Genomic DNA, 20355 nt, shown 5'->3' with positions numbered 1-20355 from the left:
GTCCCTATGCCGTAGGAGTTTAAATACCGGTTTAATCCTTCATATTAGCGCAGATTGGAGCGTAAATGATCACTATTTTGTTGGATGATCATTCAGTAGCCTTTTAACATAAAAAAGCACCCGCTAGCGGGTGCTTTTTCGTGTGTCAATTATACGCGTTCTACTTTCCCAGATTTAAGGGCACGAGCAGAAACATATACTTTTTTCGGTTTACCATCAACCATGATACGTACCTTTTGAAGGTTTGCACCAAATTTACGTTTTGTTGTATTCAACGCGTGAGAACGCTTGTTACCAAACGCAGTCTTTTTGCCAGTGATTGCACATTTAGCCATTATTTCAACCTCCTTACTGTCCTACATTGCACAAGAAGTGCAGGATAAATCCTCCACTATAGTATCACGTAGGTATAGTGAATGCAAGACAAACAACAGGGTTATCAAGAAAAAAACTTAACAGCTAAAAGTGATGATACGAGTGTTTTACAAGGATGAACTTTTAAATTCACTAATATTGTAGTAAAATAACTATTAGCTCTAAATGAGATGTATTTAATTTATTTTAGCATCAAGAGTTAGTAATGAAGATAGAATGGAACATTGGTCAGCACCCAAATCGCTAAGGGAGGAACAAATATGTCAATTGAAATGAAAACCCAATACGGACAAATCGATATTTCTACTGAGGTAGTAGCTGCAATTGCAGGTGGCGCAGCGATAGATTGTTATGGTATCGTAGGTATGGCTTCTCAGAAGCAACTTAAAGACGGTATTACAGAATTGTTGGGAAAAGATAACTTTAGCAGAGGGATAGTAGTTCGCAGAGAAGAAGAAGAACTCAATATCGATATGTATATTATTGTGAGCTATGGTACAAAAATTTCGGAAGTTGCTCATAACGTTCAAACAAAAGTAAAGTACCAGCTTGACCAAATGCTCGGACTATCTGTAGATTCTGTAAACATCTACGTACAAGGGGTCAGAGTAACGAACCCTTAAGTGGAGTTAGGAGGAACAGTCTGTGACAATTAAGAGGATTGACGGTAAGCGGTTTGCGCATATGGTTATTGAAGGTGCAAACAACCTATCTAAAAATGCAAAAATGGTTGATGCATTAAACGTATTCCCTGTACCAGACGGAGATACAGGAACCAATATGAACCTAACCATTACTTCAGGTGCAAACGAGGTTAAGAAAAGCAGCTCAGAGAAAGTAGGAGATGTAGCATCTCTATTTGCACGAGGACTATTAATGGGTGCGCGAGGAAACTCTGGAGTAATTCTTTCACAGTTATTCAGAGGGTTTTCTAAAGCGATCGATACAAAGAGTGAAATTGGAACAGTAGACTTTGCTGCTGCTTTAGACAACGGCGTTGAGTCAGCTTATAAAGCGGTTATGAAGCCTGTTGAAGGTACGATTCTAACTGTAGCAAAAGACGCTGCGAAGAAAGCTGTAAAGTCAGCAAAGCAAACGGAAGATATGATCGAGCTTATGCAAATCGTTGTAAAGGAAGCGAAAGCCTCCCTTCAACGTACGCCTGATTTACTTCCAGTTCTAAAAGAAGTTGGGGTTGTAGACTCCGGTGGACAAGGTTTACTCGTGATCTATGAAGGGTTTCTTGCCGTGCTTGAAGGCAAAGAAGCACCTGATGTGTCACTCGAAGAAGAAAAGATGGATGAATTGGTTCGCGCTGAGCATCATAAAGGTGCACAAGGACATATGAAGACAGAAGATATCGAATTTGGATATTGTACTGAATTCATGGTTCAACTTGAGGATGCGAAGCTTAAACAATCTCCGTATGATGAAGAATCGTTTCGAAATGAACTAGACAAGCACGGGGACTCACTTCTCGTGATATCTGATGACGACCTTGTCAAAGTACATATGCATACTGAATACCCTGGTAATATCATGACATATGCACAGAATTTCGGAAGTTTGATCAAAATTAAGATTGAGAATATGCGTGAGCAGCATTCGACGATCCTTAACGAAGAAAAAGCTTCTAAGCCAGCTGCTGCTGAAAAGAAGAAGTATGGGATCATCACCGTTTCGATGGGTGATGGGATCGCTGAACTATTCAAGAGTTTGGGCGCGAGCTACGTGATCTCTGGTGGTCAAACGATGAACCCGAGCACAGAGGACATCGTGAAAGCGATCGAGGAAGTGAATGCCGAGAATATCATCATCCTTCCGAATAACAGCAACATCGTCATGACAGCAGAGCAAGCAGCATCCGTAGTTGAAGAAAATGTTGTTGTCATTCCTTCTAAAACTGTTCCACAAGGGATCGCTAGCTTACTCGGATTTAATCCTTCGGTAGAAATCGAGGAAAATGGTACGGCGATGAAAGCAAGCATGTCTGAAGTGAAATCAGGTCAAGTTACGTTCGCTGTTCGTGACACTCAAATCGATGGCGTTTCAATCGCAAAAGACGATTTCATGGGGATTTCTGATGGGAAAATCGTAGTCTCTGAATCATCTCGATTCGATGTAGCGAAAGCTCTATTAGAATCCATGATCGGCGAAGATGATGAGATCATCACGATCATCTATGGTGAAGATGCAGACAAAGAAGAAGCAGAAAAGCTCGTTTCCTTTATAGAAGAGCAGTTCGAAGAAGTTGAAGTTGAACTCCATGAAGGAAAGCAACCGATCTATCCGTATATTGTTTCGGTCGAGTAGCATTTAAATAAAGCAGAAAAAGAAACGTGGCACATGCCAGGTTTTCTTTTTCTGCCATTAACAAATAGTGTTCATTAGGTGTACATAACGAAAGGTGGAGTCGATGTGAAGTTTCGCAGTGTCTTTGATATTATCGGTCCAGTAATGATCGGCCCTTCAAGTTCACATACAGCAGGTGCAGCAAGAATCGGACGAGTAGCTAGACATCTATTTGGTCGGGAGCCACAAAGCATCACGATTTCTTTGTATGGTTCATTTGCAAAAACATACAAAGGACATGGAACTGATGTGGCGCTAGTGGGTGGTGTCCTAGATTTTGACACGTTCGATGAACGAATTGTGAATGCGCTTACATTGGCGAAAGAGAAAAAGATAAAGGTAAGGTTCATTGAGGAAGATGCTGTTACTGATCATCCGAACACAGCTAGGGTGCACTTGAAAGACGATAAAGGTGAGCTGGAACTAGTAGGGATCTCAATCGGTGGCGGTAAGATGGAAGTGATCGAATTAAATGGCTTTGCACTTGGCTTGTCTGGAAACAGTCCCGCAATACTTGTTGTTCATAATGATCGGTTCGGTGCGATCGCAGGAGTATCGAACTTACTAGCGAAGCATGAAATCAATATTGGACACATGAACGTTTCGAGGAAAGAAAAAGGGAAAGAAGCCCTCATGACGATAGAGGTTGATCAAAACATTCCTCAGGTAGTGCTCGATGAAGTCGAATCACTTCCAAACATTCTTCAAGTTGCAAAAATCAGTGAATAACGAATAGAGGAGGAATCGCTATGTTTCGTAATGTAGCAGAACTAGTTGAGCTAGCACAATCAAGAAATGTGCCGATCTCAGAAATTATGATCGAACAAGAAATGGAAGTTAGGGGTTCGACTCGTGAACAAGTCGTAGGTCAAATGGAAAGGAACCTTGAGGTGATGGAGCAAGCTGTAGAGCGTGGTATTACAGAAGACGTTCGGTCTCACTCTGGTTTAACGGGTGGAGATGCTGTCCTGCTTCAAACTTACTTAAAATCCGGAAAATCCCTTTCTGGTGAAACGATGCTCGATGCAGTTAGTAAAGCGATGGCAACAAACGAAGTAAATGCAGCGATGGGTACGATTTGCGCAACGCCAACGGCTGGTTCAGCAGGGGTTGTTCCTGGAACATTGTTTGCGATCAGAGAAAAGGTGAATCCAACAAGAGAGCAAATGGTGAACTACCTCTTCACATCAGGAGCTTTCGGATTCGTTGTTGCGAACAATGCTTCCATTTCAGGGGCTGCAGGTGGATGTCAAGCGGAGGTTGGTTCAGCTACAGGTATGGCTGCAGCTGCAATCGTTGAACTTATGGGTGGAACACCTGAACAGTCTTCACACGCTTTTGCAATCGCGCTTAAAAATATGCTTGGGTTAGTATGCGACCCAGTTGCTGGTCTTGTAGAAGTTCCTTGTGTAAAGAGAAATGCAATGGGTGCATCGAATGCTCTCGTAGCAGCAGATATGTCACTAGCAGGAATAACAAGCCGGATTCCTTGTGATGAAGTGATCGATGCAATGTATAAGATTGGTCAAACGATGCCATCTGCTTTACGTGAAACAGCGCAAGGAGGTCTTGCAGCAACACCGACTGGACGAGAATTAGAAGCCAGGATCTTTGGAGTATCCCTGGATAAGAAATGAGTGAATGAAGGTGACTGAACTCACGAAAATCAAAGGAATAGGTGATGAGAAAGCTGCTTCTCTATCATCGATCGGAATCAATAACATATCGGATTTAATAGAATATTTTCCTTTTCGATATGAAGACTATGAACTGAAAGATTTAGCAGATGTTAAGCATGAGGAGCGAGCTACACTCGAAGGAAAGGTTCACAGTGAGCCTGTCGTTCGCTACTATGGAAAGAAAAAGTCTAGACTGTCTGTAAGGCTGTTAGTGGGAAGATTCCTCATTACAGCCGTTTTTTTTAATCGTGCTTTTCTTAAAAAGCAGTTCTCACTTGGGCAGACGGTCACCGTAACTGGGAAGTGGGACCAACATAAGATGACCTTATCCGCTTCTGAGATTACTTTCTCGACTCACGACCCAGATGGTACGATCGAGCCTGTGTATCCGGTAGGTGGAGACATAACAGTGAAAGCGATCAAGCGCTACATTCAGCTCGCTTTAAAACAATTTGCAGGTGAAATCGAAGAGACGCTTCCCCCTCAAATGCTAGAGCGGTACAAGCTGATGAATAGAAGAGAAGCGATCGAGACGATGCATGCACCACAATCGCACGATCATTTAAAGCAGGCGAGAAGAAGGTTCGTCTACGAGGAGCTGCTGCAATTTCAACTGAAGATGCAGCTGTTTCGAAAGAGGGAGAGAGAAAACACGAAGGGCTCTTCTCACCATTATAGTAGAAAGGATCTGGAGGGATTTATTAAGAGTCTTCCGTTTCCTCTAACAGGAGCACAAGATAGAGTGGTAGAAGAAATCTTGAACGACATGGAAAGCCCGTATCGCATGAATCGGTTGCTTCAAGGGGACGTAGGTTCAGGTAAAACGGTCGTAGCAGCGATCGGACTTTTTGCTACGTACCTCTCAGGGAATCAAGGTGCTTTGATGGTACCAACAGAAATTCTTGCTGAGCAGCATTTTGAATCATTTGAAGACCTTTTAGGAGACAGGCTGAACGTAGAACTGTTAACTGGTTCGATAAAAGGCAAGAAACGGAGAGAGCTTCTTGAACGGTTGGCAAGTGGAGAAATCGATTTGTTGATCGGTACTCATGCGCTCATTCAGGATGAAGTTGTTTTTAAGCATCTTGGTTTAGTCATTACCGATGAGCAGCACCGCTTTGGTGTTATGCAGAGGAGGGTGCTAAAAGAAAAAGGTTTGACTCCGGATGTCCTTTACATGACAGCGACACCGATCCCTCGAACGCTCGCCATCTCTGTATTTGGTGATATGGATGTGTCGACGATCGATGAGATGCCTGCTGGCAGAAAGCCGATCGAAACGTATTGGGCTAAGCCAGATATGCTCTCAAGAGTGCTTGACTTTGTAACGAAAGAGCTTGATCAAGGCCGTCAAGGGTACGTCATTTGTCCTCTTATTGAAGAGTCAGAGAAACTGGATGTCCAAAATGCAATCGATGTTCATGCTCAAATGCAAACAGCACTGCCTAACTATCAAGTTGGTTTGATGCATGGAAGACTAAGTTCTGATGAAAAGGAAGCCGTAATGGAAGCCTACAGCCGAAATGACGTTCAGCTATTGGTATCGACAACGGTTGTCGAAGTCGGCGTAAACGTACCGAACGCGACGATCATGGTCATTTATGATGCCGAACGTTTTGGGTTAGCGCAGCTTCATCAGCTACGAGGTCGAGTAGGACGAGGAAGCAATCAGTCCTACTGTATTTTACTTGCTGATCCTAAATCCGAAGTCGGGAAGGAACGCATGCAGATCATGACAGAATCGAACGATGGCTTTGTGCTATCACAGCGGGACCTCGAGCTTCGTGGCCCAGGAGATTTCTTTGGAAGAAAACAAAGTGGTTTGCCGGAGTTCAAAGTTGCCGATCTTGTCCACGACTATCGCGTCCTTGAAGTTGCACGTCAAGACGCTTCAGCACTCGTTGAATCTACGGCGTTTTGGGAAGATGACGCTTATTCTCGCCTTAGAACCTATTTATCAAACGAAGGGGTTTTAAGTGGCGAAAAGCTTGATTAGCTTGCAAAATTGCGCCTTACATTATATACTACGTTTTAGGACCTAGTCATAAGACTGAGATAAAGAGGATCATAGGATCCTCTTTATCCGTTTATTAATGCTAGATAGGCGGCGGTAGAGAGTGAAGAGGAGTAAGAGAGAACGTCAAACGTTATTAAAAGAGACAATCGAAAAAACACCTTTTATAACCGATGAGGAACTTGCAGATAAATTTAACGTGAGCATTCAAACAATCAGATTAGATCGCCTTGAACTATCTATTCCAGAATTACGGGAGCGGATCAAATATGTTGCCCAGCAGCAGTTTGATGAGGTGAAAGCTCTCCCGATGGAGGAAGTGATCGGTCAAGTCATCGACCTACAGCTAGATGAAAATGCGATTTCAATTCTAGATATCCGACCAGAACATGTTTTTTCTAGAAATAATATCGCTCGAGGCCATCATCTTTTCGCACAAGCGAATTCTTTAGCAGTTGCGATTATCAATGATGAGCTTGCCTTAACTGCAAAAGCGAATATTCGTTTTTCAAGACAGGTTAAGGAAGGCGAACGAGTGATAGCTAAAGCAAATGTTACCGACAATAGTAAAGGAAGAACAACGGTCGAGGTCAATAGCTTTGTTCAGAATGAAAACGTATTTTCGGGTGAGTTTGTGATGTATCGCTCTACTAAACCTTGAAAGGAAGCTGAACTAACATGAGACTTGCAATAGATGCGATGGGTGGGGACAATGCTCCTAAAGCGATCATCGATGGGGTTTATGAAGCCTTAGAAACGTATAAAGATCTTTCAGTAACCATCGTAGGAGACGAAAATCAAATCAACCCCTTACTATCTGGGAGTAAAGAGCGAATAACAGTATTACATACGGATGAATACATATCGTCAGAAGATCAGCCAGTACGTGCAGCAAGAAGAAAGAAGAAAGCGTCGATGGTACTCGCTGTTAACGAAGTTAAAGAAGGTCGAGCGGATGCTTGTATTTCTGCAGGAAATACAGGAGCACTCATGGCAGCCGGTTTGCTCTATGTAGGACGGATCGAGGGGATCGAAAGGCCAGGCCTTGCTCCAACCCTTCCGACGATCGATGAAAAAGGTTTTCTTTTACTTGATGTTGGTGCGAATATGGACGCAAAGCCTGAACACTTGCTTCAGTATGCACAGATGGGTGCTGTTTATGCTGAAAAAGTTCGAGGAATCGACTCTCCTCGCATCGGCTTATTAAACATCGGTACAGAAGAAGGCAAAGGGAACGAACTTAGTAAACAAGCATTCACATTGTTACAAGAAAGTGGTTTGAATTTTGTTGGTAACGTTGAATCACGAGATATATTGAGCAATGCAGCTGATGTCGTCGTATGCGATGGGTTTTCCGGAAATTTAGTACTTAAAACGATCGAAGGAACCGCACTTACGATGTTTACAATGCTTAAAGAAGAGCTCACAAGTTCTTTCACAAGTAAGGTAGCTGCTGGAGTGCTAAAGCCTAAGTTGAAGAATTTAAAAAACAAGCTTGACTACTCTGAGTACGGTGGAGCTGGATTGTTTGGCTTACGAGCTCCAGTTATTAAAGCTCATGGCTCCTCAAACGGGCGTGCTGTTTTCAGTGCAATAAGACAAGCTAGAATGATGGTAACAGGAAATGTCGTAACTGAAATCAAAACTTCTCTTGAAGAGAAGCAGGAAGGAGATCAGTAATGGGAAAAACAGCGTTTTTATTTCCGGGTCAAGGATCACAAGCGGTAGGAATGGGGAAAGATTTTATCGAAGTTTATTCTGCTTCAGAAAAGATTTTCAGCGAAGCGGATAACCGTCTCGACTACGACCTTACGAAACTAATCATGAACGGACCGATCGAAACCCTTACAAAAACAGAGAACACACAGCCAGCTCTCGTAACAACGAGTGTAGCAGTTTTAGAAGCGCTTAGAGAAAAAGGGATTACGCCAGATTACACCGCTGGACATAGTCTCGGTGAATACTCTGCACTAGTTGCTTCTGGTTCTATGTCGTTTTCTGATGCTGTCTATGCTGTTAGAAATCGAGGTCTTTACATGGAGGAAGCTGTTCCTGCAGGTGAAGGAGCGATGGCAGCGATCATGGGCATGGACCGTGACGAACTTCAAAAGATCGTAGATGATGTGTCTGAATCCACTGACACTGTTCAGCTAGCCAACTTGAATAGCCCTGGTCAAATCGTTATTTCAGGTGCAAAAGCCGGAGTTGAAAAAGCTTCTGAAGTCGCGAAGGAAAATGGCGCGAGAAGGGTCATCCCTCTACAAGTCAGTGGACCATTTCATTCAAGCTTAATGAAGCCGGCAGCTGAAAAGATGTCTGCAATCTTAGATTCCATCACGATTTCTGATGCTACAGTGCCAGTGATCGCAAACGTATCAGCAGAACCTTCTACATCAGCTGAAGAGATCAAGAGCAACTTGCTTCAACAGATTTATTCACCTGTTCTATTTGAAGATACGATTCGTAAACTGATGGATCTCGGTGTTGATCGATTTATCGAAGTAGGACCAGGAAATGTTCTTTCAGGATTAGTTAAGAAAGTAAACCGACGTGCATTTGTTCATGCGGTGAGTACACCTGAACAACTTGATCAACTAATGGAAAAGCTAGGGGAGGAATAATCATGGCAGAGAAAAAATCGGCACTCGTTACTGGCGGATCTCGCGGGATCGGACGAGCTATCGCACTTGAACTTGCTTCAGAGGGAATGAACGTAGCTGTTAACTATGCCGGTAGTGAAGCGAAAGCGAACGAGGTTGTTGAAGAAATCAAAGCTGCTGGCGGACAAGCCATTGCGATCCAGGCTAACGTTGGTAATATGGAAGAAGTACAAGGAATGGTTAAGGAAGTTATCTCGGAGTTCGGTAGTCTCGATGTTTTGGTTAACAACGCTGGGATAACGAGAGATAACCTATTGATGCGTATGAAAGAGCAAGAGTGGGACGATGTGATCAATACGAACCTCAAAGGTGTATTTAACTGTACGAAATCGGTGACTCGCCAAATGATGAAACAGCGCTACGGCCGTATCATCAATGTAGCGTCTGTCGTTGGTGTTGCAGGAAATGCAGGGCAAGCTAACTATGTAGCTGCCAAAGCAGGCGTGATCGGCTTAACTAAAACGACCGCAAAAGAACTTGCTAGCCGTAATATTACGGTCAATGCTCTTGCTCCTGGGTTCATCGAAACCGATATGACAGATGAACTATCTGAAGAAGTGAAGAGCGGAATGAAAGGTCAAATTCCTCTTGGGAGACTTGGGGCTGCAGAAGATATTGCAAAAGCAGTAAAGTTTCTTGCTTCTGATGACGCAAACTATATCACCGGTCAAACCCTCCACATCGATGGCGGAATGGTGATGTAACAGAAGAGAAAAATTGTACATCTAGTTTTTTTCTTTTAGATATCCTATAATAGCTTGAGGGGAGGTGAGTATAATGGCAGATACACTAGAGCGTGTAACAAAAATCATCGTTGATCGTCTTGGAGTTGAAGCGTCTGAAGTTAAACCTGAAGCTTCTTTTAAAGATGACCTTGGTGCCGATTCCCTGGATGTTGTGGAATTAGTTATGGAGCTTGAAGATGAGTTTGACATGGAAATCTCAGACGAGGACGCTGAGAAGATCGTAACAGTTGGCGATGTAATTGATTACATAAATAGCCAAAATTAATATTCGGGAATTTCCTGAATTGGTGGATTAAGCCCCGTATATGCGGGGCTTTATTCCCTTTCTATGTAGAAGATTTTGATTAGTCGTGGAGGTATTTATGTCCAAATCACACAAACACACACATAAAACAAAAAGACGTTTTAAACCTAAGCATTCACGACAACTCGTGGTTGGGGACACTGCGAAAGAAAAGTTCGCTCAGTTTCTAAAAGAAATTGATGTTTCTTTTAATAATGAGCAACTTCTTTACCAGGCATTTACTCATTCATCGTATGTGAATGAGCATCGACTGCATCCGCAGATGGATAATGAACGTCTAGAATTTCTTGGTGATGCTGTACTTGAACTTACAATATCACGGTACCTGTTTGAAAAATACCCGAATATGAGTGAAGGAGAGCTAACGAAGCTAAGAGCGGCCATCGTATGTGAGCCATCGCTCGTGCAGTTTGCTAACGATCTCAATTTTGGGCACCTTGTCCTTCTTGGTAAGGGTGAGGAAATGACGGGTGGAAGAGCAAGACCAGCACTTCTTGCCGATGTGTTCGAATCATTTATATGTGCACTGTATCTTGATCAAGGCATAGAAGTGGTCTTTGAGTTTCTAGAGAAGTTTGTCTATCCGAAGATTAACGCCGGTGCTTTTTCGCATGTGATGGATTATAAAAGCCAGCTTCAAGAAGTGATTCAGCGTGAAAGCCTTGGGGTCATAGACTATGTCATCACGGATGAAAAAGGGCCAGCGCACAACCGAGAGTTTGCGTCCAAAGTAACGCTTAACGGAGCTGACCTCGGGATCGGGGTAGGTCGTTCGAAGAAAGAAGCTGAACAAAAGGCTGCACAACAGGCGCTTCTCAATTTAAAAGAAAGTAATCAAAAAGAATCCTGATCAACAGGATTCTTTTTACGTATGTGGTCATCAGATTATGTTGTGCGTAGCTTACCAAGTTCTGCAAGCAACGCCTGCATTTCACCCGGTGTAAGCGAATCTTTCTTATTGACCATCGTATAGATTTCATGAATATCTTCGTAACGAGATAGGTCGAAAGATTCTGGTTTGATCATGGCGGCGTTAATTACTTGAAGTTTTTCTTTAATGCCTTCAACCATAAATGCAAGGTTTTCTTCTGTCTTGTTAGATAGATCCATTATGTACCACCTGCCTTTTTACACAATCTGGCTCTAAGCCCTTCGTCAGTTGAAGGATTAAGGAGCTTTTCCTATTGTAACATGGATCACGCATTGTATCGTAGGCTATAGGAATTTATGATAAAATAAGACAGTTAGTTCAAGAGATAGCATACATAGATATGAAACAGATGAGGGGGAAAAATTGATGTTCCTCAAACGATTAGATGTAGTCGGCTTTAAATCATTCGCCGATCGAATTTCAGTAGAGTTTGTTCCAGGAGTTACATCAGTTGTCGGTCCAAACGGAAGCGGCAAGAGTAATATAAATGACGCAATACGATGGGTGCTAGGCGAGCAGTCTGCAAGGTCACTCAGAGGATCAAAGATGGAAGATATCATCTTCTCAGGTAGTGAGTCACGAAAGGCTGTCAATCTTGCAGAAGTAACATTGACTCTTGATAATCATGACCAATACCTTCCGATCGAATACAACGAAGTTAGCGTAACGAGAAGAGTCTATCGCTCAGGTGATAGCGAGTACTTATTAAACAATCAAACTTGTCGCCTTAAAGATATCATCGAACTTTTTATGGATTCAGGTCTTGGTAAGGAATCGTTCTCAATCATCGGACAAGGACGTATTGAGGAGATATTAAGCAGCAAGTCTGAAGAAAGAAGAAAGATTTTTGAAGAAGCGGCAGGCGTTCTTAAATATAAAACGCGTAAACATAAAGCAGAAGCAAGGTTAAAAGAAACAGCGGACAACCTACACCGCGTGGAAGATATTCTGTATGAACTCGAAGATCAAGTAGAGCCATTACGTATCCAAGCTTCGATAGCGAAAGACTACCTTGAGAAAAGGGAAGAGTTAGAAAAGATCGAAGCAGCTCTAACCGTTCATGAGATCGAAGAGTTTCACGCTGCTTGGAAAAAGAAATCTGCTGAGTTCGATGAGTTGAAACAGAAAGAATTGGAGATCTCAGAGTCGGTTCGAGTTAAGAAGGAAGAACTCGAAAACGCAAAGCAAGAATTGCTCATAGCTGAAAACAATATTGAGCGTTTCCAGCAAACCCTACTCGAGACAAGTGAAGAACTTGAAAAGCTCGAAGGGAAAAGAGAAGTCCTTAAAGAACGAAAAAAGAACGCTCATCAGAATAAAGAGAATCTCAAAGAACGAATCAACTTTTTAAACGAAAAGAAAAGCTACTATGAAAATGAAATCACTCAGCATCGAAGCAGGTTTGAGCGCCAGAAAAAAGAATTAGCTCAATTGAAAGATCAGCTGAAGAAAGAAACTGAGTTACTTGCTGATGTCGAGCAAGATATCGAACAAGAATTAGACCGAATGAAGTCTGATTACTTTGAGCTGTTGAATGAACAAGCATCGATTCGTAATGAAAATCGCTACATTCAAGATCAGCTCACTGTTCTTTCACAGCGCAAAAAGCGATTGGATGATGACAATCATAAATTCATCAAACAGCGGACGGATGTAGAAGATAAAAAGAAAGAGCTCACTAAATCTCTAAAAGGCTCAAAAAAGAACCTCGAAACTCATGTTTCATCGTTTTATAAAAGAAAGCACGACGTAGAAGAAAAGAAAAAAGCTCTCGGAGAAAAAGAATCAAAACTCTATCAAGCTTATCAATATATTCAGCAATATCGTTCTAAGAAACAAATGCTTGAGGAAATGCAGGAAGATTACGCTGGTTTCTATCAAGGTGTTAAAGAAGTGCTGAAGGCTAGGAATGACCTTGAAGGAATAGAGGGTGCGATCGCGGAGCTTGTGACGGTACCAAAACAAGTGGAGACAGCACTGGAAACAGCTTTAGGTGGTGCGATGCAAAGCGTTGTCGTAAGTGATGAACGAGCAGGGCGCGGAGCGATATCATTTTTAAAGAAAAATCGTTCAGGACGGGCAACGTTTCTTCCGCTAACCGTCATTCGGTCGAGGAAGGTTTCAGGATATGATTATGAACGCGTGAAGAATCACGAGGCGTTTGTTGGCGTCGCATCAGACTTAATCGAGTTTGATGAGAAGTATCGCAACGTCCTAGAAAACTTATTAGGTTCGGTCCTTGTAGCAAATGACTTAAAAGGTGCGAACGAACTAGCTAAAATCGTTCAGTACAAGAACCGTATCGTGACGCTCGAAGGTGACGTTGTAAACCCGGGTGGTTCGATGAGTGGAGGAAGTGTGAAGCAAAAGTCTACTTCTCTACTTAGTAGACAGCGTGAACTGGAAGTTCTAGAAACAAAGCTTGCAGAGATGGAAAAGAAGACGTTAGGTGTAGAAAACGAAATTCAGCGTGAGAAAGCAGAGCTTGAGAGACTCGAATCAGAGCTTGAAACGATGAGGGAGCACGGTGAAAATCTCCGACTAGAAGAGCAGTCACTTCTAGGAGACTTAAGAGGAATCGAAGGTGAAGAGCGAAATACGAACGAACGACTTCAGCTATATGATCGTGAGAAGAACGCGATCGAAGAAGAAATAGAAACGCATGAAAGCAGGAGCGACTACTTATCGAACCGTTTAGAAACGATCTCAAAGCAAGCCGAGGAACTAGAAGAGAAGATCGAAGCACTAACGCTGAAAAAGCAATCTCAGCAGACGTCGAAGGAAACCATCCAAACAGAAATCACTGAGTTAAAAGTGAAGGTAGCTGAACATCAGCAGTCCTTTCAGAACCAAAAAGAAACGCTCGATCGCCTTTCTTCAGAACAAAAGGAAACGACGAATCAGTTGAATGAAACGATGGAAGAGCATTCCTTACTAAATGAAGCGATGACATCTAATTCAACTGGTGAAGAGAAGCTTGATGAAAATATCAAGAAATTAAGAGAAGAAAAAGACGGTTTGTTAGCTTCACTACAAGAAGAAAGAGAAGTGAAAACAAATCATCAGCGAACGATCGATGTGATAGGTAGTGAACATGAAGCAGTATCGAATGAGGAAAAGCAGATAGCAGGGTTACTGCAAGCTGCTGAAGTACAAGTGAACCGTTTAGACGTAGAACTTGAAAACCGTCTCACGATGCTAAGTGAAGAGTATGGATTAACGTATGAAGCAGCGAAAGAGAAGCATGTGCTTACGATCGATGCTAGTGAAGCAAAGAAGAAGTTAAAGCTGATCAAGCTTGAAATCGATGAACTAGGGACGGTTAACATTGGTGCTATCGATGAGTTTGAGCGTGTGAATGAGCGCTATACGTTCTTAACAGAGCAGCAAAAAGATTTGTTACAGGCAAAAGATACGCTTTATACGGTAATCGATGAGATGGACCAAGAAATGAAGAAGCGTTTTCAAGATACGTTTACGAAGATTCGAACTCAGTTCCAACAAGTGTTTGAAGAATTATTTGGGGGAGGAAAGGCGGATCTCGTTCTCACGGATCCTGAGAATCTCTTATCCACCGGGGTCGATATTCTTGCACAACCTCCGGGTAAAAAGCTTCAGCACCTTGCTCTCCTTTCGGGCGGGGAACGAGCATTTACAGCGATTGCACTACTGTTTGCCATCCTGAAAGTGCGCCCGGTTCCTTTCTGTGTCCTAGATGAAGTTGAAGCCGCACTCGATGATGCAAATGTGAATAGGTTTGCGAGATATTTGAAACAATTCAGTGAGAAGACACAGTTCATCGTTATTACGCACCGTAAGGGTACGATGGAGGAGTCAGATGTTCTCTATGGTGTGACCATGCAGGAATCAGGCGTTTCAAGGCTTGTATCAGTTAGACTTGAAGAATCGAAACAATTAATATCGCAATAAGACTTTGGGGGGATTTCAATGAGCTTTTTCAAAAAGCTAAAAGACAAGTTTACAACGCAATCGGATAATGTGACTGAGAAATTTAGAGATGGACTCGAGAAAACACGAACATCGTTTTCTACAAAAATGAACGATCTTGTAAAGAACTATCGTAAAGTTGATGAGGAGTTTTTCGAAGAGCTAGAAGAATTATTGATCAGCGCTGACGTGGGTGTTGCGACAGTAATGGACCTTATCGATGTATTGAAAGATGAAGCGAGAACGAGAAACATTAAGGACACAGAAGCACTTCAAAGCGTCATTTCTGAGAAGCTTGCTGAATTGCTTCATAAAGAAGAAGATAATTCGTTGAACATTCAAGAAGACGAATTAACGGTCTTCTTGTTCGTTGGCGTTAACGGTGTAGGTAAAACCACTACGATCGGGAAACTTGCTCACAAGTTTAAGCAAGAGAACAAGAAGGTTCTCCTAGCGGCTGGTGACACGTTTAGAGCTGGAGCCATCGAACAGTTAGATGTGTGGGGCGAGCGGGTAGGAGTCGATGTCGTGAAGCATCAGGCAGGTTCTGATCCTGCAGCAGTCGTGTTCGATGCGGTACAATCAGCTAAGTCCAGGAAAGCAGACATCCTGCTTTGTGATACGGCTGGACGTCTTCAGAACAAAGTGAACTTGATGAACGAACTTGAAAAAGTGAAGCGCGTGATTCAAAGGGAAATCCCGAATGCGCCACATGAAGTCATTCTCGTTCTCGATGCGACGACTGGTCAGAATGCGATGAGCCAGGCGAAGCAGTTTAGTCAATCGACTGATGTTTCAGGAATCGCTCTGACGAAACTCGATGGAACTGCAAAAGGCGGTATCGTTTTAGCCATTCGACATGAGCTAGACATCCCTGTTAAGCTAGTTGGACTCGGTGAGCAAATGGATGATTTACAGGAGTTTGACGCTGATACGTTCGTTTATGGACTCTTCTCATCGATCATCGAAGAAGACGTTGAAAAAGAAGAGTAAAACACGAAAAGATTGTGTTAAGAAAAAATCTTGACAAATGATTTTACGCATAGTAGTATATTTAACGTAAAGGTGATTGCCTTAACACGAGGGGGTGCTACCATTGCTCGAAAAAACAATGCGTATGAATGCGTTATTCGACTTTTACCAGTCGCTCTTAACTCCGAAACAAAGGAATTACATGGCATTGTATTATTTGGATGACTACTCCCTTGGTGAGATCGCAGAAGAATTTCAAGTTAGCCGTCAGGCTGTCTATGATAACATTAAGCGAACGGAACAAATGATAGAAGAATACGAAGCAAAACTATTGCTATTCGAGAGATACAACAAGCGTCAAGAGTTGTTTGAAGAGCTTACTGAAGTGCTCAAGCAAGAGGATCCAAACTCGAAAGCTCTAACATTGATTAAATCTCTCGAAAAACTCGATTAGGAGGCGGCAAACATGGCATTTGAAGGTTTAGCCGACCGACTGCAAGGTACCCTGCAGAAAATTCGCGGCAAAGGGAAAGTTACTGAAGCAGACGTCAAAGAGATGATGCGTGAAGTAAGGTTAGCTCTACTTGAAGCGGATGTTAACTTTAAAGTCGTGAAGCAGTTCATTAATAAAGTTAAGGAGCGGGCTGTAGGGCAGGAAGTAATGAAGAGCCTGACGCCGGGTCAGCAAGTCATTAAAGTAGTTAATGAAGAGCTGACTGCACTTATGGGCGGAGAGCAAAGCAAGATCGCAGTATCAAACCGTCCGCCAACTGTTATTATGATGGCTGGTCTACAGGGTGCGGGTAAAACGACAACTGTCGGGAAGCTTGCGAACCATTTACGAAAGAAGCACAATCGAAAACCTTTACTCGTTGCGGCAGATATCTATCGTCCAGCAGCGATCAATCAGCTAGAAACCCTAGGTAAACAGCTCAGCATGCCTGTATTCTCGATGGGAGATCAGGTAAGCCCTGTCGAAATCGCCACGAAAGCGATCGAAAAAGCTAAAGAAGAACATTTAGATTACGTACTGATCGATACGGCCGGTCGTCTTCATATCGATGAAGACCTTATGCAAGAACTGAAGGACGTAAAAGAAGCAGTAACACCTGATGAAATCTTCTTAGTAGTAGACGCAATGACTGGACAAGACGCTGTGAACGTAGCCGAAAACTTTAACGATGCACTAGATATTACTGGTGTTGTTCTAACAAAGCTTGATGGTGATACTCGCGGAGGGGCTGCACTTTCGATCAAGTCAGTCACTGACAAACCGATCAAGTTTGCTGGTATGGGTGAAAAGCTTGATGCGCTCGAACCATTTCATCCAGAAAGGATGGCGTCCCGTATATTAGGGATGGGAGATGTGCTCTCTCTAATTGAAAAAGCACAAACTTCAGTGGATGAAGACAAAGCAAAAGAGCTCGAGAAGAAAATGAGAACGATGAGCTTTACGTTCGATGATTTTCTTGATCAACTTGGACAGGTTCGCAGCATGGGCCCTCTTGATGAATTGATGGATATGATTCCTGGGATGAACAAGAAGGCGATGAAAAACGTCAGCGTTGATGAAAAACAAATCGGTCGAGTTGAAGCGATCATTCAATCGATGACCACTCTTGAAAAAGAGCAGCCTGATGTGATCAATGCGAGCCGCAAGAAAAGGATTGCTACAGGCAGTGGAACATCTGTACAAGACGTCAATCGTCTCTTAAAACAATTTGATGAGATGAAGAAAATGATGAAACAGATGACCAACATGTCTAAAGGTGGCAAGAAAAAAGGCAAGGGCATGAACTTCCCATTCATGCAATAAAAACGAAATAAATTTCCTCTTTACAAGAGTGACAATTTATGATATTATATTTATTTATGTGAGTATTTTTTGGAGGTGAAACACATGGCAGTTAAAATTCGTCTAAAACGTATGGGTGCTAAAAGAAACCCTTATTACCGCGTAGTTGTTGCAGATTCTCGTGCTCCTCGTGACGGACGTTTCATCGAGGAAATCGGAACTTATAATCCGGTTGCTAATCCTGTTGACGTTAAAATTAACGAGGAAAAAGCTCTTGATTGGATGCTAAAAGGCGCTAAGCCTTCCGATACAGTCCGTAACCTTTTCTCTAAAGAAGGTCTTATGGAAAAGCTACACAACGCAAAAAACCAAAAGTAACATGACACCGTGGGGGAGGCTTTATCGTAAAGCCTCCTTTGGTGTATTTTTTTCCATCATCTAAAAAGGTGGGGTAATAAATGAAGGAACTTGTTGAAACGATCGTAAAAGCCCTTGTCGATTATCCTGATGAGGTAATGGTTGAAGAACTACCTGGAAGCAAGGAAGTCACTTATAAACTCCATGTTCATACGAACGATACTGGCAAAGTGATTGGAAAGAATGGTAAGGTAGCTAAATCCATCCGAACAGTAATGAATGCAGCAGCAGTGCAATCAGGCACGCGTGTACAGTTAGAAATCGTATAAGGGGAGTCGTACTCCTCTTTTTTGTTGTTTTAAGGGACGTCAATGTTTACATAGTTAACTTATATTGAGTTGCTACCAAATCCCTCTATACCATGGAGGCAATCCAAAATGAATATCATAAAGAAGTATGAAGTGAAGCAGCTGTTGACAGAATCTAGTCGAGCTTTTTATATAGATAAGTGGGATCAAGAGATTGCGATCCTCGATCAAGAACGAGAACAACTTCAATTTGAAAAGAAACGGTTGCAGAAGAAACGGCCCTCTGATAAAGAGTGGATCAGTGAGCAATTCGAGAAGGAATTGCATTCTCGAAATGAGCAAATATCGATTCTTGAATATAAGATTGAACAAATCGAGCAGCTTCCACCAGAAAGCGAACTTCATGAAGGGGAAGTGGATGCCATCCAAAGTATTGAAGTGGGGGATGAGTGGAAAGCTGCTGAACAAAAAGGTAAAATCATTATTAAAGATGGGATTGTGCAAAGCATAACCCCATAGTTCAAACGAAAGGAATTACATCATGACACAATGGTTAAACGTTGGGAAAATAGTGAATACACATGGTGTTAGAGGTGAGGTAAGAGTCATTTCTAGGACTGACTTCCCTGAAGAACGCTACGCTGAAGGGAATAAACTCTTTTTGTTTAAAGAAAACAAAGAGCCGATTCAGTTGGTTGTTCGTTCTCATCGAAAACATAAGCAGTTCGATCTGCTTACGTTTGAAGGGTTACATTCCTTAAATGAGGTCGAGCATATGAAAGAGGGAATTCTTAAAATTAAAGAGGAACAGCTTGGTACGTTAGAAGCAGACGAATTTTATTATCGTGACATCATTGGTCTTGAAGTTCACTCAGACGAAGGAGAATACCTTGGTAAGGTGAAAGAGATTCTTTCTCCAGGTGCGAACGATGTCTGGGTTGTACAACAAGCTAGCGGAGGAAAGGATTTGCTGCTTCCTTACATCAGTCAGGTAGTCAAAAGCGTAGACTTATCGAAGGGTGAAGTGATCGTTCATTTAATGGAAGGACTTCGTGATTAGCATGAAGATCGATGTACTATCGTTGTTCCCTGAGATGTTTACAGGTGTGTTTAATCACTCGATCTTAAAGCGTGCGCAGGAAAGTGGTGCGGTTTCTTATCAAGTGACGAATTTCAGAGAGTACAGTACCAATAAGCATAAGAATGTAGACGATTACCCTTATGGTGGTGGTGCTGGTATGGTCTTAACGCCACAGCCCGTGTTCGATGCTGTCTCATCACTCGCGGATCCTTCAAAAAAACCTCGCGTTATATTGATGTGTCCACAGGGAGAAAGGTTTACACAGTCAAAAGCTGAAGAATTGGCAGCTGAAGACCACCTTATCTTCGTGTGTGGTCATTATGAGGGTTATGATGAAAGGATTCGAGAGCACCTCATTACAGATGAAATCTCGATCGGAGATTTTGTTTTGACCGGCGGAGAACTTGCGAGCATGGTCGTCATTGACAGTGTGACGAGGTTGCTGCCTGGGGTGTTAGGTAATAAGAGCTCAGCACCAATGGACTCATTCAGTAGCGGGCTTCTTGAGCATCCTCATTATACACGACCATCATCGTACGAAGGGCATGCTGTGCCTGACGTGCTTCTGTCGGGAAACCACGCTGCGATTGAAAAGTGGCGTTTAAAGGAATCACTCAGACGAACCTGGACAAGAAGACCAGACTTATTAGAGTCTAAGGAGCTTTCGAAAGAAGAGCAGAAAATCCTTAACGAAATAAAAGAAGAATCTGATTGATTCTCCCTTGTAATCTAATACCTGCTATGCTATGATGTTTTTTGTGGCATTAGTCATGAATTACGATGTTCCGCTGTAATGCACCATTATTTATAAGAGCATCTGTGTGGAAGGAGGG

General features: G+C 42.6%; 22 protein-coding genes. 20 read left to right on the top strand and 2 right to left on the bottom strand.

The window, feature by feature from the left end; translation table 11 throughout:
• Positions 1-149: 149 nt before the first annotated feature.
• On the bottom strand, positions 150-338 hold the full coding sequence (gene rpmB / locus ACXAEY_RS11680) for a 50S ribosomal protein L28 (protein WP_224883001.1): 189 nt from the start codon (positions 336-338) through the stop codon (positions 150-152).
• A 297-nt stretch (positions 339-635) separates the two neighbouring features.
• Here rpmB and ACXAEY_RS11675 point away from each other — a divergent pair, with 297 nt between their 5' ends.
• From ACXAEY_RS11675 to rnc, 11 genes are all read left to right on the top strand, one after another.
• Entirely contained in the window at positions 636-998 is a 363-nt protein-coding gene (locus ACXAEY_RS11675) for an Asp23/Gls24 family envelope stress response protein (RefSeq protein ID WP_224882043.1), read from the top strand.
• 22 nt (positions 999-1020) lie between these two features.
• A complete protein-coding gene (locus ACXAEY_RS11670) occupies positions 1021-2688 on the top strand; it encodes a DAK2 domain-containing protein (protein ID WP_474812112.1) in 1668 nt (555 codons plus the stop codon).
• A 105-nt stretch (positions 2689-2793) separates the two neighbouring features.
• The gene (gene sdaAB, locus ACXAEY_RS11665; RefSeq protein ID WP_270181832.1) at positions 2794-3456 is read left to right on the top strand and encodes an L-serine ammonia-lyase, iron-sulfur-dependent subunit beta; all 663 of its coding nucleotides are present in this window, start codon (positions 2794-2796) and stop codon (positions 3454-3456) included.
• Positions 3457-3476: 20 nt separating this feature from the next.
• The gene (sdaAA, locus tag ACXAEY_RS11660; RefSeq protein WP_270181833.1) at positions 3477-4364 is read left to right on the top strand and encodes an L-serine ammonia-lyase, iron-sulfur-dependent, subunit alpha; all 888 of its coding nucleotides are present in this window, start codon (positions 3477-3479) and stop codon (positions 4362-4364) included.
• A gap of 4 nt (positions 4365-4368) precedes the next feature.
• Positions 4369-6402, top strand: a complete 2034-nt coding sequence (recG, locus tag ACXAEY_RS11655; RefSeq protein ID WP_474812109.1) for an ATP-dependent DNA helicase RecG — start codon at positions 4369-4371, stop codon at positions 6400-6402.
• Between the two features lie 121 nt (positions 6403-6523).
• Positions 6524-7081: a transcription factor FapR gene (fapR, locus tag ACXAEY_RS11650; RefSeq protein ID WP_270181835.1), complete on the top strand. Its 558-nt coding sequence runs from the start codon at positions 6524-6526 to the stop codon at positions 7079-7081.
• Between the two features lie 17 nt (positions 7082-7098).
• Positions 7099-8100, top strand: coding sequence for a phosphate acyltransferase PlsX (plsX, locus tag ACXAEY_RS11645; RefSeq protein WP_270181836.1), 1002 nt, complete (start codon positions 7099-7101; stop codon positions 8098-8100).
• Complete coding sequence (gene fabD, locus ACXAEY_RS11640; protein WP_270181837.1) at positions 8100-9041, top strand: ACP S-malonyltransferase; 942 nt, start codon at positions 8100-8102, stop codon at positions 9039-9041. The genes plsX and fabD overlap by 1 nt, the downstream gene beginning before the upstream one ends.
• Positions 9042-9043: 2 nt before the next feature.
• Positions 9044-9784, top strand: a complete 741-nt coding sequence (gene fabG, locus ACXAEY_RS11635; RefSeq protein WP_270181838.1) for a 3-oxoacyl-[acyl-carrier-protein] reductase — start codon at positions 9044-9046, stop codon at positions 9782-9784.
• A 73-nt stretch (positions 9785-9857) separates the two neighbouring features.
• Positions 9858-10091: an acyl carrier protein gene (acpP, locus tag ACXAEY_RS11630; RefSeq protein ID WP_270181839.1), complete on the top strand. Its 234-nt coding sequence runs from the start codon at positions 9858-9860 to the stop codon at positions 10089-10091.
• Positions 10092-10188: 97 nt separating this feature from the next.
• On the top strand, positions 10189-10980 hold the full coding sequence (gene rnc / locus ACXAEY_RS11625) for a ribonuclease III (RefSeq protein ID WP_474812106.1): 792 nt from the start codon (positions 10189-10191) through the stop codon (positions 10978-10980).
• Positions 10981-11015: 35 nt separating this feature from the next.
• Here rnc and ACXAEY_RS11620 read toward each other — a convergent pair whose 3' ends face one another.
• Positions 11016-11240: a DUF1128 domain-containing protein gene (locus ACXAEY_RS11620; RefSeq protein ID WP_270181841.1), complete on the bottom strand. Its 225-nt coding sequence runs from the start codon at positions 11238-11240 to the stop codon at positions 11016-11018.
• A gap of 187 nt (positions 11241-11427) precedes the next feature.
• Between ACXAEY_RS11620 and smc the strand changes: the two genes are divergently transcribed.
• The 9 genes from smc to trmD all read left to right on the top strand — a co-directional run bounded on the left by smc (position 11428) and on the right by trmD (position 20237).
• Positions 11428-14991 (top strand): chromosome segregation protein SMC, encoded by a 3564-nt coding sequence (gene smc, locus ACXAEY_RS11615; RefSeq protein ID WP_474812104.1) that lies wholly within the window; start codon positions 11428-11430, stop codon positions 14989-14991.
• Positions 14992-15009: 18 nt separating this feature from the next.
• Positions 15010-16002, top strand: a complete 993-nt coding sequence (ftsY, locus tag ACXAEY_RS11610; protein ID WP_474812102.1) for a signal recognition particle-docking protein FtsY — start codon at positions 15010-15012, stop codon at positions 16000-16002.
• 103 nt (positions 16003-16105) lie between these two features.
• Positions 16106-16435 carry a putative DNA-binding protein gene (locus tag ACXAEY_RS11605; protein ID WP_474812101.1) on the top strand — a complete coding sequence of 110 codons (330 nt, stop codon included), beginning with the start codon at positions 16106-16108 and terminating at the stop codon, positions 16433-16435.
• Between the two features lie 12 nt (positions 16436-16447).
• Positions 16448-17797, top strand: coding sequence for a signal recognition particle protein (ffh, locus tag ACXAEY_RS11600; RefSeq protein WP_270181844.1), 1350 nt, complete (start codon positions 16448-16450; stop codon positions 17795-17797).
• 84 nt (positions 17798-17881) lie between these two features.
• Positions 17882-18154: a 30S ribosomal protein S16 gene (gene rpsP / locus ACXAEY_RS11595; protein ID WP_270181845.1), complete on the top strand. Its 273-nt coding sequence runs from the start codon at positions 17882-17884 to the stop codon at positions 18152-18154.
• 80 nt (positions 18155-18234) lie between these two features.
• Complete coding sequence (locus ACXAEY_RS11590; RefSeq protein ID WP_270181846.1) at positions 18235-18462, top strand: KH domain-containing protein; 228 nt, start codon at positions 18235-18237, stop codon at positions 18460-18462.
• Between the two features lie 108 nt (positions 18463-18570).
• On the top strand, positions 18571-18960 hold the full coding sequence (locus ACXAEY_RS11585) for a YlqD family protein (RefSeq protein ID WP_270181847.1): 390 nt from the start codon (positions 18571-18573) through the stop codon (positions 18958-18960).
• 19 nt (positions 18961-18979) lie between these two features.
• A complete protein-coding gene (gene rimM / locus ACXAEY_RS11580) occupies positions 18980-19501 on the top strand; it encodes a ribosome maturation factor RimM (protein ID WP_270182064.1) in 522 nt (173 codons plus the stop codon).
• A 1-nt stretch (position 19502) separates the two neighbouring features.
• Positions 19503-20237, top strand: coding sequence for a tRNA (guanosine(37)-N1)-methyltransferase TrmD (trmD, locus tag ACXAEY_RS11575; protein ID WP_270182065.1), 735 nt, complete (start codon positions 19503-19505; stop codon positions 20235-20237).
• Positions 20238-20355: the final 118 nt, after the last annotated feature.

The organism is Anaerobacillus sp. ABA4_114, from assembly GCF_056159065.1.
Note: the sequence above shows the minus strand (reverse complement) of the source record. Positions and strands in the feature narration are given on the sequence as shown.